The 15,953-nt window shown below is 70.9% G+C and carries 11 protein-coding genes and 2 pseudogenes; 8 read left to right on the forward strand and 5 right to left on the reverse strand.

Features of this window, described 5'->3' with window-relative positions; translation table 11 throughout:
• The first annotated feature begins 356 nt into the window (after positions 1–356).
• Positions 357–944 (forward strand): GNAT family N-acetyltransferase, encoded by a 588-nt coding sequence (locus ACGF3I_RS08095; RefSeq protein WP_393129791.1) that lies wholly within the window; start codon positions 357–359, stop codon positions 942–944.
• Positions 945–1,171: 227 nt separating this feature from the next.
• On the opposite strand, the gene ACGF3I_RS08100 is transcribed toward ACGF3I_RS08095, so the two are convergent.
• Entirely contained in the window at positions 1,172–2,194 is a 1,023-nt protein-coding gene (locus ACGF3I_RS08100) for a bile acid:sodium symporter family protein (RefSeq protein WP_393129792.1), read from the reverse strand.
• A 399-nt stretch (positions 2,195–2,593) separates the two neighbouring features.
• Here ACGF3I_RS08100 and ACGF3I_RS08105 point away from each other — a divergent pair, with 399 nt between their 5' ends.
• Both ACGF3I_RS08105 and ACGF3I_RS08110 read left to right on the forward strand, forming a co-directional pair.
• Positions 2,594–3,469: a LysR substrate-binding domain-containing protein gene (locus ACGF3I_RS08105; RefSeq protein ID WP_393129793.1), complete on the forward strand. Its 876-nt coding sequence runs from the start codon at positions 2,594–2,596 to the stop codon at positions 3,467–3,469.
• A gap of 342 nt (positions 3,470–3,811) precedes the next feature.
• Positions 3,812–5,611: an AMP-dependent synthetase/ligase gene (locus ACGF3I_RS08110; protein ID WP_393129794.1), complete on the forward strand. Its 1,800-nt coding sequence runs from the start codon at positions 3,812–3,814 to the stop codon at positions 5,609–5,611.
• Between the two features lie 505 nt (positions 5,612–6,116).
• Here the strand turns inward: ACGF3I_RS08110 and ACGF3I_RS08115 are convergent.
• Positions 6,117–7,055, reverse strand: a complete 939-nt coding sequence (locus tag ACGF3I_RS08115) for a chitinase (protein WP_393129796.1) — start codon at positions 7,053–7,055, stop codon at positions 6,117–6,119.
• An 819-nt stretch (positions 7,056–7,874) separates the two neighbouring features.
• Here ACGF3I_RS08115 and ACGF3I_RS08120 point away from each other — a divergent pair.
• Together ACGF3I_RS08120 and ACGF3I_RS08125 are read left to right on the forward strand one after the other, a co-directional pair.
• Positions 7,875–8,711 carry an aldo/keto reductase gene (locus tag ACGF3I_RS08120; RefSeq protein WP_393129797.1) on the forward strand — a complete coding sequence of 279 codons (837 nt, stop codon included), beginning with the start codon at positions 7,875–7,877 and terminating at the stop codon, positions 8,709–8,711.
• 245 nt (positions 8,712–8,956) lie between these two features.
• Positions 8,957–10,342 carry a S8 family serine peptidase gene (locus ACGF3I_RS08125; protein WP_393129799.1) on the forward strand — a complete coding sequence of 462 codons (1,386 nt, stop codon included), beginning with the start codon at positions 8,957–8,959 and terminating at the stop codon, positions 10,340–10,342.
• Between the two features lie 319 nt (positions 10,343–10,661).
• On the opposite strand, the gene ACGF3I_RS08130 is transcribed toward ACGF3I_RS08125, so the two are convergent.
• Positions 10,662–10,973, reverse strand: a complete 312-nt coding sequence (locus ACGF3I_RS08130; RefSeq protein ID WP_393129800.1) for a 4a-hydroxytetrahydrobiopterin dehydratase — start codon at positions 10,971–10,973, stop codon at positions 10,662–10,664.
• A gap of 80 nt (positions 10,974–11,053) precedes the next feature.
• Here ACGF3I_RS08130 and ACGF3I_RS08135 point away from each other — a divergent pair, with 80 nt between their 5' ends.
• Positions 11,054–12,052 carry an NAD-dependent epimerase/dehydratase family protein gene (locus ACGF3I_RS08135; RefSeq protein WP_393129801.1) on the forward strand — a complete coding sequence of 333 codons (999 nt, stop codon included), beginning with the start codon at positions 11,054–11,056 and terminating at the stop codon, positions 12,050–12,052.
• A 215-nt stretch (positions 12,053–12,267) separates the two neighbouring features.
• Here the strand turns inward: ACGF3I_RS08135 and ACGF3I_RS08140 are convergent, their stop codons facing one another.
• Positions 12,268–13,386 (reverse strand): sensor histidine kinase, encoded by a 1,119-nt coding sequence (locus ACGF3I_RS08140; RefSeq protein WP_393129802.1) that lies wholly within the window; start codon positions 13,384–13,386, stop codon positions 12,268–12,270.
• Positions 13,387–13,639: 253 nt separating this feature from the next.
• A pseudogene (locus ACGF3I_RS08145) lies at positions 13,640–14,413 on the reverse strand (response regulator transcription factor); the annotation flags it as partial.
• A gap of 199 nt (positions 14,414–14,612) precedes the next feature.
• Here ACGF3I_RS08145 and ACGF3I_RS08150 point away from each other — a divergent pair.
• Both ACGF3I_RS08150 and ACGF3I_RS08155 read left to right on the forward strand, forming a co-directional pair.
• Positions 14,613–15,293 (forward strand): glycosyltransferase family 2 protein, encoded by a 681-nt coding sequence (locus ACGF3I_RS08150; RefSeq protein ID WP_393130196.1) that lies wholly within the window; start codon positions 14,613–14,615, stop codon positions 15,291–15,293.
• Positions 15,290–15,916: pseudogene (locus ACGF3I_RS08155) on the forward strand (DUF2064 domain-containing protein); the annotation flags it as partial. The gene ACGF3I_RS08150 and the pseudogene ACGF3I_RS08155, both read left to right, overlap by 4 nt.
• Positions 15,917–15,953 lie beyond the last annotated feature (37 nt).

Here is a 15,953-nt window from a genome sequence, read left to right on the forward strand (position 1 = left end):
AGCGCTCTCACGCCAACCGCCGACGCCAGGCATCATTCAGCAAGGCCGCGTAGAGAGCGCTCCCAGCACCCCCTGGCCCACCCGTCACACCACCTCCCGAACAGGGCCGCGCTGTCGAGAGCGCTCTCACGCCGAGCAACGTCCCCCGGCACCGCCCGGCGGGCCCGTACCGAGAGCGCTCTCACCGCCGCTACCGACCCGCCCCCATCCCGCCGCCGGTTGCCCGCCTCACCACTGAGACGCCTCACCGCCCAGGCGCTTCACCACCCAGCCGCCTCACGCTCAAACACTTTCGCCGCCGCGGAGGAGCGTCAATTCCGTTGCCCGCAGCACCTGATTCATACGATCCTCGCCCCATGGAACTCCCACCGCGGGTCATAGCCGTAGACGAAACCCTCACCCTGCGCGCCTTCGAGGGTCAGACGGATCTGCCGGAGTTCCTCCAGGTCATCGAGGAGTCGCTGGCGCACCTGCGCCCGTGGATGCCCTGGGTCGCCGAGCACAGCCTGGACAACACCATGCATTTCCTCGCCCGCCGGGCGGAGCTGTGGGAAAGCGGCGAGGAGTACTCGTACGCGATCGTCCTGGACGGTGCCATCGCCGGTTCGTGCGGCCTGTTCCAGCGGGACGAGACGCGCGAGGACCTGCGGGAGATCGGTTACTGGCTCCACCCCTCGGCGACCGGCCGCGGCGTCGCCACCCGGACCGCTCGCGCGCTGAGCGAACAGGCCTTCCGGCTGCCAGGCGTCGACCTGGTCGAGATCGTTCACGACGCGGCCAACGTGCGAAGCGGCGCAGTTCCGGCCCGGGTCGGCTTCACCGCGTACGAACGCCGTCCCCATGCAGCGGTCGCCCCGGCCGAGACCGGCGAGGACCAGGTGTGGAGGCTGACCCGGCAGTCGTGTGCGGACGAACGTCAGTCCTCGACCCGCCCGCCGGCCTGACGCCCCCCACCTCCACACCCAGCCACCTCTCCGCCCCGCCACCTCTCCGCTCCGCCACCTCTCGTCCCCTCCGCCTCCACCCCCTGAAGGCCCGGCCGCCCCCGGGGGTCCCGCTCTACGCCGTAGGGCCCCACGCCCCAAGGGCCCCGCCCGACGCCGAGCGGCGCTCCTGCCGGCCGATGCCCAGCCGATGCCCACTCGAACCCCCGCCCCCACCGCTCCCCGGCTCAAGCGCGGACCGAGTCCTCAATCCCGTCTCGGGCCGTCTCGGGCGGCAGCGGGTCGCGTGCGCGGCGCTTGGCGATCACCGCGCAGACCATCAGCTGCATCTGATGGAACAGCATCAGCGGCAGCACCGCGAGCGAGGCCTGGGCGCCGAACAGCACGCTGGCCATGGGGAGTCCGGCGGCCAGGCTCTTCTTCGATCCGGCGAACTGGATCGCGATCCGGTCGGCGCGGTCGAAGCCGAGCCGCTTCGCCCCGTACCAGGTGAGTGCGAGCATCGCGGCCAGCAGGACGGCCTCGACGGCGAGCAGCGCGCCGAGCCTGAGAGCGCTCACCTGGTGCCAGATACCGCGCACCATTCCCTCGCTGAACGCGCTGTAGACGACCAGCAGGATCGAGCCCCGGTCGACATACCCGAGCACCTTCTTGTTCCGCACCAGGAACCCGCCGACCCAGCGCCGCAGGAACTGCCCGGCCAGGAAGGGAACGAGGAGCTGCAGCACGATCTTCAGGAGCGAATCCGCGGAGAACCCTCCCCCGCTGCCGCCGAGCAGTCCCGCCGCGAGCAGCGGGGTGAGCACGATCCCGGCGAGGCTGGAGAAGGATCCCGCGCAGATCGCGGCCGGCACATTGCCGCGTGCGATCGAGGTGAAGGCGATCGAAGACTGGATCGTCGACGGGACCAGACACAGGAAGAGGAGACCGTTGTAGAGGTCGGGCGTCAGGACGAACGGCACCAGCCCTCGGGCCGCCAGTCCGAGCAGGGGAAAGGCCACGAACGTACAGGCCAGCACGGTGACGTGGAGGCGCCAGTGCCGCACCCCGTCCATCGCTTCCCTGGTGGAGAGGCGGGCGCCGTACAGGAAGAAGAGGAGCGCGACGGCTCCGGTCGACGCGCCGCTCGCGACGGAGGCCGCCGCGCCGGACGCCGGCAGCAGGGCCGCGAGACCCACCGTGCCGAGCAGCGCCAGTACGTACGGGTCGACCGGCAGCCAGGACGGCAGCTTCGGGGTGCGGCGGCTCATGTGCTTCATCTACCTGCTTACCTGCTCGATCGTCTTCGTTCTTGCTTGCGAGCACACCCACGGAGGTCACCGAACCTGACGCGTCGGACGCGTCGGACGTCGAGGCCCGCGCGGCCCGCGCGGTCCGCCCGACGCGCCCGGGGCGCCAAGCCCACCGGCCCGGCCCAATCTCGCGGCGCGCCCCGCGTGCCCCGCACAACCGGCGGCACCTCAGTGAGCCGGCGCCGAGAGCGCTCTCAGCCCCATCCGACACCCATGCCCTTCGACTCCCACCGCGCCCACCAGTGACGCCATGCAGTCGCGCCCTACCGATGATGCTCCCGTCCCCCGCGATCGGGAATCCCGCACACCGCTCTCACTGTCATCACGTTCCACGATGGCCGGAGTTAACGTGGAGGCATGTACGACGCCACGCAGTTGCGCACCTTCCTCGCCGTCGCGCAGACGCTGAACTTCACCCAGGCAGCACGGCGCCTGGGCCTGCGGCAGTCGACGGTCAGCCAGCACGTGCGGCGGCTGGAGGGCTCCGCCGGACGGATGCTCTTCAGCCGGGACACCCACAGCGTGCGGCTGACGGAGGACGGCGAGGCGATGCTCGGCTTCGCGCGCACGATCCTGGCCGCGCACGAGCGGGCGGCCCACTACTTCACCGGCACCCGGCTGCGGGGCCGGCTGCGCTTCGGCGCGTCGGAGGACTTCGTCCTCACGCGGCTGCCGGAAATCCTCCAGGCCTTCCGGCGCGACCACCCCGAGGTCGACCTGGAGCTGACGGTCGAGCTGTCCGGCACCCTGCACCGGCGCCTGGAGGCGGGCCGCCTCGACCTGGTACTCGCCAAGCGGCGGCCCGGCGACAGCCACGGCGAGCTGGTGTGGACGGACGAGCTGTGCTGGATCGGGGCACCCGGGCTCCGGCTCGACGCCGGGCGGCCCGTTCCGCTGATCCTGTTCCCGCCGCCGGGCATCACCCGGGCCAGGGCGCTGGAGGTGCTCGAGGAGCACGGGCGGCCCTGGCGCATCGCGTGCACCAGCGGCAGCCTGAGCGGCCTGATCGCGGCGGCGCGGGCCGGGCTGGGGGTGATGGCCCATACGCGTGGCCTGATTCCGCCCGGTCTCGACCCGCTCCCCGCCCGCGCGGGTCTGCCGGACCTCGGCGGGGTCGACTTCGTCCTGCTGCACCATCGGCGCGGTTCGGCGGCGCAGGAGGCCGCGGGCGCTCTGGCCTCGGCGATCCTGGCCGGCGGCGATCGGCTCCACCCGGCTCAGCGCAGCGGTTGAGGCGTCGGCCGTCCCACCTGCCCCACCTGAGAGCGCTCTCGGCGACCATGCGCGGTCCGTACCAAACGCGGCGCGGCCGTGGGCCGGGGGTGATTGGAGCGTACAGATTCCGTGGAGATTGCTTTCCGCAAAGCCTGCCTTTGAGTCAGCTGAGTGCCCGAGCGGTCCCCATGTGGGCCCCTTTCGGCCGCTGACCTGTGAAGACGTCGAACGTCTCGACTTCCAGAAGTCCCCTGCCACCGGAACTGCGGGTGGGGTACGGTCACCGCGCTGTGCGGAGCGCCACCGGGAGTGGCCACCCCGGAGGGAGGCAGGTCATTGCGCGAGTTCACGGTCCCACCCATGGACACGGCACCTCAGGTCGGCGGACTGGCCGACGCCGTCTTCGACCATGCCCAGGACGACCCGCAGCGGGTGGCCCTCTGCCGCAAGGACGACGCGGGCCGTTGGCAGGACGTGAGCGCGGCCGAGTTCAGGGACCAGGTGTTCGCGCTGGCCAAAGGGCTGATCGCGGACGGAGTGCGCTTCGGGGACCGGGTCGCCATCATGGCGCGGACACGCTACGAGTGGACGCTCTTCGACTTCGCGCTGTGGACGATCGGCGCCCAGCCGGTTCCGATCTACCCGACGTCCTCCGCCGAGCAGGTCTTCTGGATGCTGCACGACTCCGAGGCCACCGCGTGTGTGGTCGAACACGAGGACCACTCGATGACGATCGGTTCGGTCGTCGACCGCCTGCCCCACCTCAAGCGCCTGTGGCAGCTGGACACCGGGGCGTTGGAAGCGCTCTTGAGACGGGGCGAGACCATCGACGACGAGGTGGTCCACCGCCACCGTCGGGCGGTGACACCGGAGTCGGTCGCCACCGTGATCTACACCTCGGGCACCACCGGCCGTCCCAAGGGGTGTGTGATCACACACGCCAACTTCATGTTCGAGACGGACATGCTGATCACCCGCTGGGAGCCGGTGTTCCACTCGCGTCCGGGCGACGAGGCGTCCACGCTGCTGTTCCTGCCGCTGGCCCATGTGTTCGGGCGGATGGTGGAGGTCGCGGCGATCCGGGGCCGGGTGAAGCTCGGTCACCAGCCCGCGCTCTCCGCCTCGGCGCTGCTTCCCGACCTCCAGTCGTTCCGGCCGACCTTCATCCTGGCCGTCCCGTACATCTTTGAGAAGGTGTTCAACGCGGCCCGGCGCCGTGCGGAGGCCGAGGGCAGGACGGGCCCGTTCGACAAGGCCGTGGACATCGCGGTCAAGTACGCGGAGGCCTCGGAGCAGAAGGCGTTCGGCCGTGGCTCCGGCCCCTCGGCGGGGCTGCGGATGCAGCACCAGTTCTTCGAGAAGACGGTGTACGGGAAGGTCCGCGACGCGATGGGCGGCCGGGTGCGGCACGCGATGTCCGGCGGCTCCAGCATGGGACGCCGGCTCGGCCTGTTCTTCGAGGGCGCCGGAGTCACGGTCTTCGAGGGGTACGGCCTGACCGAGTCGACGGCGGCCGCGACCGCCAATCCGCCCGAGCGCACCCGGTACGGCACGGTCGGCCAGCCCATCCCGGGGACCACCGTCCACATCGCCGACGACGGCGAGGTGTGGATCCACGGCGGGCAGGTGTTCTCCGGGTACCTCAACGAGCCGAAGGCCACCGAGGCGGTGCTCAGGGAGGGCTGGCTGTCCACAGGCGACATCGGCGCTCTGGACGAGGACGGCTACCTCACCATCACCGGGCGCAAGAAGGAGATCCTGGTGACGTCGGGCGGCAAGAGCGTGTCGCCGGTCGCGCTGGAGGAGCGGGTGCGGGCACACCCCCTGGTCGCCCAGTGCATCGTGGTCGGCAACGACCGCCCCTACATCGCGGCGCTGGTCACCCTCGACCAGGAGGGCGTGGACCACTGGCTCGCCATGCGCAACAAGCCCCCGCTCACCCCGTCCGAGCTGGTGCGCGACCCCGATCTGGAGACCGAGGTGCGCCGCGCGGTGGTCGCCGCCAACACCCTGGTGTCGCAGGCCGAGTCGATCCGTACGTTCCGCATTCTGGCCCACCAGTTCACCGAGGAACACGGCCTGCTCACACCGTCCTTGAAGCTGAAGCGCCGGGCGATCGAGGAGGCGTACGAGACCGAGGTGGAAGCGCTCTACCACTGAACGGGCGTCGCAGACAACGCGCGGCGTCCCCACCTCGCAGCCCACGGCGCCCGCCCCAACTGGCCCACCTAATAGGCCACTTGACCTACATTGCGTGGTGGCGGACTCGCTCGCGATCGGAGTCCGCCGAACCTGCCGCACACTTCTCGACCACTTGCCGATCGATCACCGCCTGCTCGCCGGTCGGCTTCAACGTGCCTGCTACGTACGGGATTTGACGGCTGCCAAACGGAATGGCGGGACTGTCGGAAGCGCTCGCGTCGGGCGTGCCGACCATGGCGTTCGGAGCGGCGGCGATCAGCGTGCCCGCAACGAGCCCGGCCGTCGCGGCAAGCCGGCGAGTGACCTGACGGCGGGGGCGCGCCAGGCCCGCGTGGTGCCCATGGGGACGGCGGAGGCGGACGCGGCGGCGGAGGACGGAAGGGGTGGCCGGGCGGCGGCCAGTGAATGCGGAGGGGGCGCGTCGACCCCGTCGGCGCTGCTGGACGATCGCGCCCGCTCCCCCTCAGCCCGCGTACTGGCTGATGATCTTGGTGAAGGCGTACGGGGACTGGTTCACCCCGCTGCACGAGCTGCCCGCGTCTCCGCCCGAGGCGCACTGGCGGTCCCGGTTGACCGCCCAGAACGTGAAGCGCGCTATGTGGTGCTGCTTGGCGTAACCGAGCATGGTCTGGAAGTCGCCGGTGGTGACCGTCTCGTCGGACTCGTCGGTCTTGCCGTTCATGGAGGAGACGCCTATGTGCCGGTAGGCGGCGTCGTCGCTGTAGCCGTAGGCGCTCTTGACGTCGGCCTTCAGGCCTTCGAGAGCGCTCACCGTGGCCGAGCCCATGCTGCCGCTGCGCCCTTCGAAGTCGAAGGGCATGATCGTCCAGCCGTCATTGGCCAGGCCGGCGGCGGCCCCCTTCTTGATGAGGTCCTTGCCATTGCTGTCGGGGCCGTTCGGAGTGGTCCCCATGGTTACGTAGGTGACGATCCCGGGGTTGTTCGTCTTGACGATTTTGAGAGCGCTCACAACCCGCTGCCGCACGGTGGCGTTCGAGAACTCGGTGTCCTCGATGTCGATGTCCAATGCCTTCAGGTGGTACGCGTTGATCACCTTCTGGTACGCGCCCGCCAGCGCTGAAGCGCTGGAACACTTCTCGCCCAGCTTGTTGCCGCTCCAGCCACCGACGGAGACGACCACATCGCCGCCCGCCGCCCGGATGGACTTGATCGCGCTCTCATCCGATCCGCCCGTCAGCGCACGCGAGCCGTCCCACTTCGGGTTGCAGCCACCGTCGGACAGGACGAACGCCAGGGTGAACCACTTCACGCCCGTCGCCGCCATGACGTCGGTCGGCTTCTGGGGGTTGCCCCAGCCGAGGTACTCGTACGGGGCGACCGCCATCGTGCCGGAAGCGACGGGGGCAGCAGTGGTTGCCGCGGGCCCGGTCGTCGCTCCCACGGAACGAGCGTCGGCGGCGCCGGCCTGAGGAGCCGCGGCGACCAAGGGCACGACCAAACAGCCGAGACCGAGGAGGGTGGGGGCGAGACGACGAGTGGGGGCGGACATGCGCATGGGGGGTCCTTCCACGGAGGGGGATGGGGATGCGGAGGCTTGGGGGAGGTGGGGGGAGGGTGCGGGCGCACGGTGGGCACGGCAGGGGTCGATTCGAGGCAAATGGAGCAGCTTCCGGGTTAGGAAACCTTCCTAACGACCATCACCCCTGCATCGCAACGCTTGAGACGGCTGGTGTCAATGGTTCGCGCGCAATCAACTTGAGTTCTGCGTAAGGGAGTTGGGAATGGCCATCGAGAGGCTGGACAGTGCCCGGACATGCCGAGCCAGGCCAAGACGACCTCACGAGGCGAGGGTCCAGGGCTGAACGGCGAGCGGCGAGCGGCGAGCGAGCGGGATCACGCCTGGGCGCGCCGGCGAAAGCGAGCCGACGTTCACATGGGTGACCTTTGTTCATTCACGTGCGTGCACCAGATTCGCTTCTTGACTGGGCACGGTCGATGGGTCGGACAGAGAAGGTCGGAGCTGTACCGGCCAACCACCTTGTCCGCCCGCGCAGGGGCTCACGATGTGGCCCCCTGTACCGCCTTCCGCGCCACCGTCAGGAACGGACAGCGGCACCGAGCGCCCCAACACCGAACCCCTGGTCGGCAGGTGCATCGGACAGCCCGGCCAGGAATTCGGACGGCCCGGCCGGGAATGCCCCACTCCGTTCGTTCGTTGAGCATGGGAGTACCAAACCGACGACGTAAGGATCGACCGCTCGTGAGCAAGGTCCCCTCCATCACCCTCAACAACGGCGTCGAAATGCCGCAGCTCGGCTTCGGTGTCTGGCAGGTGCCGGACGACGAGGCGGCGAAGGCGGTCGCGACGGCCATCGAGTCCGGGTACCGAAGCATCGACACCGCCGCGATCTACGAGAACGAGCGGGGCACCGGCAAGGCCGTCGCCGCCTCGGGGGTCGCCCGCGAAGAGCTGTTCATCACCACCAAGCTCTGGAACTCGGAGCAGGGTTACGACTCGACCCTGCGCGCGTTCGACGCCTCGCTCGACAAGCTGGGCCTGGACTACGTCGACCTGTACCTGATCCACTGGCCGGTGCCGGCCAAGGACGCGTACGTGGACACCTACCGCGCGTTCGAGAAGATCCAGGCCGACGGCCGTGCCAAGGCGATCGGCGTCTCCAACTTCCAGCCGCAGCACCTTGAGCGGCTGCTCGGCGAGACCTCGGTGGTCCCGGCCGTCAACCAGATCGAACTGCACCCGCAGCTCGCCCAGGCGGAGTCGCGCGCGCTGCACGCCAAGCACTCCATCGCGACCGAGGCGTGGTCCCCGCTCGGCCAGGGCCGCGGGCTGCTCGAGGTTCCGACGGTGGTCGCGATCGCGCAGAAGCACGGCCGCACCCCGGCCCAGGTGGTGCTGCGCTGGCACCTCCAGATCGGCAACGTCGTGATCCCCAAGTCCGTGACCCCGTCGCGCATCAAGGAGAACATCGACGTCTTCGGCTTCGAGCTCGACGCCGACGACCTGGCCGCGCTCGCCGCTCTCGACGAGGGCAAGCGCCTGGGGCCGAACCCCTCCGAGTTCAACCTCGGCGCCTGAGCAAGGGCTGCTGAGAGCGCTCTCGGCCTGGGCGCGGAGCGCCGTCCGATCTATGTCGGGCGGCGCTCCTTTTGTCGCTTGTCGACTTTGGTTGGTCAGGTACCCACCAAGAATGTTCATGTAAGTGCACCACGCAGGCAAAGCGTTCGGCATCAAGCACTAAACGCTCTTGTCCTGCGCATGACCCTCCCGATGGGATCACGAAGACCGCCCCGCGCGGCTTCACCCCCACTCAGGGAGCACTCATGCGCATAGCCCGCCCCCGGACTCGTACCGCAGCAGCGACAGTCGGGGCCACCACCCTTGCCGCCGCCGCGGTGATAGCCACCCCGCTGTCCGGGTCCGCCACCGCCGCACCCGCCGTTCCGACGGTCAAGCCCGTCCCGGCCGTCGCCGGGCACCAGCTGGCCCACTCGACGAGCGGCCCGCTCACCAGCGAGCAGTGCCAGGCCAAGTGGAAGATCGCCTGCTACGGGCCGCTGCAGTACCGCCAGGCGTACAACCTGAACCCGCTCTACAAAGCGGGCATCACCGGCAAGGGCCGGACGATCGTGATCGTGGACTCCTTCGGCTCGCCGACGATCCAGCACGACCTGGACGTGTACAGCAAGCAGTACGGCATTCCCAGCAGCAAGGTCGACGTGGTCAAGTGGGGCAACGTTCCCCAGTGGGACCCGAAGAACAAGGACATGACCGGCTGGGCCGGCGAGTCCACGCTCGACGTCGAGATGGCTCACGCCGTCGCCCCGGACGCGAAGATCGTCCTGGTCGAGACCGCGCTCGCGGAGACCGAGGGCGTCACCGGCCTGCCGGAGATGATGGACGCCGAGAAGCACCTCATCGACCGCGGCATCGGCGACGTCATCACGCAGAGCTTCGGAGCCACGGAGAACACGTTCCCCGGCTTCGACAAGGGTGACTTCTCCAGCATCAAGAACCTGCGGTACGCGTTCAAGGACGCGGCAGCCCACGGTGTGACCGTGCTGGCTTCCTCCGGTGACGGCGGCGCCACCGACAACACCGCGGACGGCAGCGGCTACTACAAGGAGCGGGTGAACTCCTGGCCCTCCTCCGACCCGCTGGTCACCTCCATCGGCGGCACCCAGCTGCACCTTGACGACCAGGGCAACCGGCTCAGCCCTGAGAGCGTTTACAACGACAACGGCTCGGGCGGCGGCGGTCAGTCGCACGTCTTCGAGCGGCCCTCCTTCCAGAACGGTGTGCGCGGCGCCGTCGGCAACCGGCGCGGCACCCCGGACATCTCGATGTCGGCCGCGGTCAACGGCGGTGCCTGGATCTACTCCAGCTTCGACCCGACCGCCGTCGGCTGGGACGTCTCCGGTGGCACCAGCGAGGCCAGCCCGCTGTTCTCGGGCATCGTCGCCCTCGCCGACCAGGCCGCGGGACACCGCCTCGGCAACATCAACGAAGCGCTCTACACGCTTTACAAGGACAAGGGCTACAAGCCGGGCTCCGGCCTCGTCGACGTCAAGGACGGCACCAACAACAGCTACGCCGGCGTCACCGGCTACACCGCGGTGAAGGGCTACGACATGGCGACCGGCGTCGGCACGATCGACGCGGCCCACTTCGTGACCGCTCTGGCCCGCGAGAGCCGCCACCAGCACTGACGGTTGCCCGCAGTGACGTGGGCCCGTGCCCGCCGTGACATGAGCCCGTGCGGGCTCGGTGCGGGTCCACATGAAGGCCCGCGCGAGGAGGCCGCCGCCCGATCCTCCCGGGGCGGCGGCCTCCGCCATGCCACCGTGTCCACGGCCGTCGGGCGTCACGTCTGTGTTCCACGTCGCGGGGCCGCGCGGCTGAGAGCGCTCTCACTCGTCACCCCCGCGCCGCCCCTCACTTCACCACGAGGGGCGAGAGCGCTCTCAACCGCTGCCCCCTCACCCCCTCCGAGCCCCGAACCCCCGGCGCCCACAGCGGAGCAGGGCGTCAGCCCGCGCCGTGGACGGGAGCGATCTCTTCGATGCGGTGGGCCAGTTGGAAGTCAAGTTCGGTGAGCGCGCCGCCCGCGTCATGGGTGTTCACGGAGAGGGCGACCGTGTTGTAGCCGAGCGTCAGGTCGGAGTGGTGATTGAGCTCCTCCTGGATCTGGGCGACGTGCACGACCATGGCGGTCGCGGCGAAGTGGCTGCCCAGACGGTAACTGCGGGAGATCCGGTCGTGCTCGTCCGACAGCGACCAGCCGGGCAGTTCGCGCAGCCGGTCCTCGACGTCCTTCTGAGACAGCGGCTCAACAGGCATGTCCGAATACTCCTTACGGGGTGGTGACATGACGGGGTGGAGCGGTGACGGCGGGGCTCCACATCCGTAGCGTCTCCCCTATGCGTGTACTTGTCACGGGAGGCGCGGGCTTCATCGGCTCGCACATTGTCACAGCCCTTGCCGCCCACGGCCATGAGCCGCTCGTGCTGGACCGGGCCGTCCGTCCGGCGGACGACGTCCGCGACCCGGACGCCGTCGCCCGCGCCCTGCGCGGAGTGGACGCGGTGTGCCACCAGGCGGCGATGGTCGGGCTCGGAACCGGTTTCAGCGATGCCGCGGACTATGTGAGCTGCAACGACCTCGGAACCGCGGTTCTCCTGACCGCGATGGCCGACGCCGGAGTGCGGGAGCTTGTGCTGGCCGGGTCCATGGTCGTCTACGGCGAGGGCCGCTACGAGTGTGCCGAGCACGGAGTCGTACGCCCCGGTCCACGGCCGGTCGTATGGCTCGACGCGGGACGATACGAGCCCCAATGCCCGCACTGTGAGGCCGAGTTGAGTCCCGGCCTGGTCGGTGAGGACGCCCCGGTCGACCCCCGCAACGTGTACGCCACCACCAAGCTGGCGCAGGAGCACCTGGCCGCCGCATGGGCGCGGGCGACCGGCGGGCGGGCGGTGTCCCTGCGCTACCACAATGTGTACGGGCCCGGCATGCCGCGCGACACGCCCTATGCCGGGGTGGCCTCGTTCTTCCGGTCGTCGCTGGCGCGAGGCGAAGCACCCCGCGTCTTCGAGGATGGTCGGCAGCGCCGCGACTTCGTGCACGTACGCGATGTGGCGGCGGCGAACGTGGCGGCTCTGGAAGCGCTCTCAGGCGGCCCGGCCGGCGCGCTCACCGCGTACAACACCGGGAGCGGAACCCCGCACACCGTCGGCGAGATGGCGCGCGCCCTCGCTCGCGCGCACGGTGGTCCCGAGCCGGTGGTCACAGGTGAGTACCGGCTCGGCGACGTCCGGCACATCACCGCGGATTCGGCGCGCCTGCGGAACGAGCTGGGATGGAAGCCGGCCGTGGATTTCGCGGAGGGGATGGCGGAGTTCGCCGCCGCAGAGGCCTAGGCCGCCGAGGGGTCGGCCGGAGTCTTACCGGTTTCACGGGCGTGACCGGGCGGCCCGGCCTGACCGACTCACCGACTCACCGACTCACCGACTCACCGGCCTCAAGAGACGGGTCGTCGGGAGCTGCTGCTCCCGCAAGGCGGCCGCCGCCTCCGCCGGGCAGCGCCTGGCCCATAGCGGCCGGGGCGGCCCTGGACGGGGGCCGCCTGAAGGGGTCAGTTCGCGGCGGGGGCCACTGGGAGGATCAGTTCGAAGCGGCAGCCGCCCGCGACGTTGCGTACTTCGGCGCGGCCGGAGTGGGCCTCGACTATGCCGCGGACGATCGCGAGGCCGAGGCCCGCACCGCCGGGCGGGGTGCGCGCCTCGGTGCCGCGCCAGCCGGTGTCGAAGACCCGGGGCAGGTCGTCGTCGGGGATGCCGCCGCAGCCGTCGGTCACCGAGAGCGTGACCGCGCCGTCGCCGTCCTCGGCGGCGACCGCGACGGTGCCGTCCGCCGGGGTGTGCCGGATGGCGTTGACCAGGAGGTTGGCGAGGACCCGGGTCATCTCCTTGCCGTCCACCTCGACCGGCACCGCGTCCACCCGCGCACCGACGAGACGTACGCCGTGTTCGCGCGCCAGCGGGTCCGCGCCGGCCAGGGCGTCGCCGATCAGGTCGTGCACGGACATGCGGGCGGGGTTCAGTGAGAGCGCTCCCGCGTGGATACGGGAGAGCTCGAAGAGGTCCCCCACCATGGAGTTCAGGCGCTCCACCTCCGTACGGATCTGGCGGAAGTAGCGCTCCGGGTCCTTGGCCATGCCGTCTTCCAGGGCTTCGGCCATCGCGCGGAGTCCGGCGAGCGGGGTGCGCAGGTCGTGCGAGATCCAGGCGACGAGTTCACGGCGCGAGGTTTCCAGGGCCCGCTCCCGCTCGCGCGACTCGGTCAGCTTGGCGCTCGTGGCCGCCAACTCGCGGCTCAGTGCGGCCAGTTCCGCGGTGGCCGGCCCCGTCGGCGCGGCGAAGCTGCCGCCCTCGCCGAACGATCGCGTGGCGAGGGCGAGACGGCGGCTGCTGGCGACGACACTGCGGCCCAGCAGCAGCGCGGTCACCAGTGAGGCCACCGCCGCCATGGCGACGACCACGGTCACCACCGTCAGGTCGTGCGAATTCAGGAGCATCGCCCACGCGACAGCCAGCGTGCCGGCCAGCATGGCGAGGACCGCCACGGCCGCGACGACGGCCACGGACACGGTGAGAGAGCGGTTTCGCAGGAGGCGCAGGGCGAGGGCACCGGCCAGTCCGGCGAACGCCGCGCCCAGGAACGCGTACACCGCGATGAGCAGGATGTCACCCACGAGCCGCTCCGAATTCTGCGCGTGCGGGACGGGTGGCTGCGGGACTGGGCTCGTCAGCCGTGCGGAGGTGATCCGTGCGGAGGTGATCCGTGCGGGGAGCGGTACCAGCCGTCGCGGGGCGATCCACAGAGAGGTGCTCCGTGGAGAGGTGCTCCGTAGCGGGGCCATCCGTATAGGGGTGCTGCGTGGCAGGGCCCGGAACCTCCGGCGCCACATGCGTCTCCGGCTGCGACTCGGCGGCGGCCGCCTCGACCTGCGCCTCAGCGTCCGCCCCGGCCTCCGCGCCGGCCGACGCGTCCACCTCCGCCACCGCCGACGTCTCCGCCCCCGCCCCCGCCCCCGCCTCGAAGCGGTAGCCGACTCCCCACACCGTGCGGATCAGAGCAGGTTTGGCCGGGTCGGACTCGATCTTGCCGCGCAGGCGGCGGACGTGGACGGTGACCGTGGACAGGTCGCCGAACTCCCACCCCCACACCTCGTGCATCAGCTGCTCTCGCGTGACGGCCTCGCCCGGGCGGGACAGGAGGTAGGCCAGGAGGTCGAACTCCCTTAGTGTCAGGGCGAGTTGGACACCGTTCTTGGACGCCGTGCGGGCGGCCGGGTCGAGGGTGAGCCCCGAGCGCGAAACGGGCGGCCCCGGTCGAGCGGCGGTGGCGCGCGCGCGGCGCAGGACCGATTCGACCCGGAGGACGAGTTCGCGCGGGCTGAACGGTTTGGTCACATAGTCGTCGGCGCCTATCTCCAGGCCGAGGATGCGGTCGTCCTCGTCGCCGCGCGCGGTCAGCATGATCACTGGCACCGGGCCCGAGGCGCGGAGCCGGCGGCAGACCTCCAGGCCGTCCATGCCGGGCAGCATCAGATCGAGAACGACCAGGTCAGGACGGCGGCGGGCGGCGGCGCGCAAGGCGGCGAGACCGTCGGCGGCGAGGTCGACGACGTGGCCCGCGCGTTCCAGGTAGCCGGTGACGACCTCGGCGACGGTCGGGTCGTCGTCCACGACCAGGATGCGGCTCTCGGTGCTGTGCATGAGACCCAGCCTCGCACCGTCCGGGGGCGTCCGTCTGCGCCGGACGGCACACGAGCGGGGGACGTCCGCGTTTCGTAAGAACCCGAAATCCGTTTTGTCCGGTTTGGATTCGTACGGTGAGGGCGTGACTGAAACCCCCTCCGCAACTCCCGCGTCGCCGCCTCCCGCGTCGGCCCCGACCGCGCCGCGCGGTGTGACCGTGGACGTCGTGCTGCCCTGCCTCGACGAGGCCGAGGCGCTGCCCTGGGTGCTGGCCCGGATTCCGGACGGCTGGCGGGCCGTCGTGGTCGACAACGGCTCGTCGGACGGTTCACCCGATGTGGCGCGCGCGCTCGGCGCGACCGTCGTGCACGAGCCCCGCCGGGGCTTCGGCTCGGCCTGTCACGCCGGGCTGCTCGCCGCCGACGCCGAGTACGTCTGCTTCTGCGACTGCGACGCCTCGCTCGACCCGGGCGAGCTCGTCCGCTTCGTGCGCGAGGTGGCGTCCGGTGACGCCGACCTGGTGCTCGGCCGACGGCGACCGCAGGGCTCCGGCGCCTGGCCGCCGCACGCCCGTGCCGGGAACCTGGCGCTGGCCCGCATGCTGCGGCGGCGCACCGGGCTGCGTCTGCACGACCTCGGTCCGCTGCGGGCGATGCGCCGCGAGGCCCTGCTTGAACTCGCTCTCACGGACCGGCGCAGCGGCTATCCGCTCCAGATGGTGGTGCGCGCGGCGGACGCGGGATGGCGGGTGGTCGAGCACGACGTGCCGTATCTGCCGCGCGCCGGCAGGTCGAAGGTGACCGGGACCTGGCGGGGCACCTGGAACGCCGTACGCGACATGCGCAAGGTTCTGGCCGAGGCTCCGGCGGCGCGTCCTGTCCCGGCGGTCGCCCGATGATCGGGCAGGCGCGGGGGCAGGCCTCGGGCACGACGCTGATCGTCCTCGCGAAGGCGCCCGTACCCGGCCGGGTCAAGACGCGGCTCACCCCGCCCTACAGCCCCGAGGCGGCGGCCCGCATCGCGGAGGCGTCGCTCGCCGACACCCTCGACACGGCGCTCGCCACCCCGGTACGCCGCAGGGTTCTGGTGCTCGACGGTGAGCCGGGGCCCTGGCTCCCGCCCGGCATCGACGTGCTGGCGCAGTGTGCGGGAGGGCTCGACGAGCGGATCGCGGCGGCCTTCGCGGCATGCCCGGGGCCCGCACTGCTCATCGGCATGGACACTCCGCAGGTCACTCCGGCGCTGCTCGCCCCCGCGCTGGCGGACCCGCGGCCCGGCGAGGCGTGGTTCGGGCCGGCCGAGGACGGCGGGTTCTGGGCACTCGGCCTCACCGACCCCGACCCCGCGCTGCTGCTCGGAGTGCCGATGTCGCTGCCCGAGACCGGCCGGGTCCAGCGGCAGCGGCTCCTGGACGCCGGCCTCGCCGTGCGCGAGCTGGTCCGGCTGCGGGACGTGGACACGGCGCACGACGCCCGCCGGGTCGCGGCCCAGGCGCCGCACGGCCGCTTTGCCCGGGCGCTGGACACCGACCGGGACGCGAGAGCGCTCTCAGGAGCCG

The organism is Streptomyces sp. NPDC048111 (assembly GCF_043202815.1).
In the GTDB taxonomy this organism is placed as follows: Bacteria; Actinomycetota; Actinomycetes; order Streptomycetales; family Streptomycetaceae; genus Streptomyces.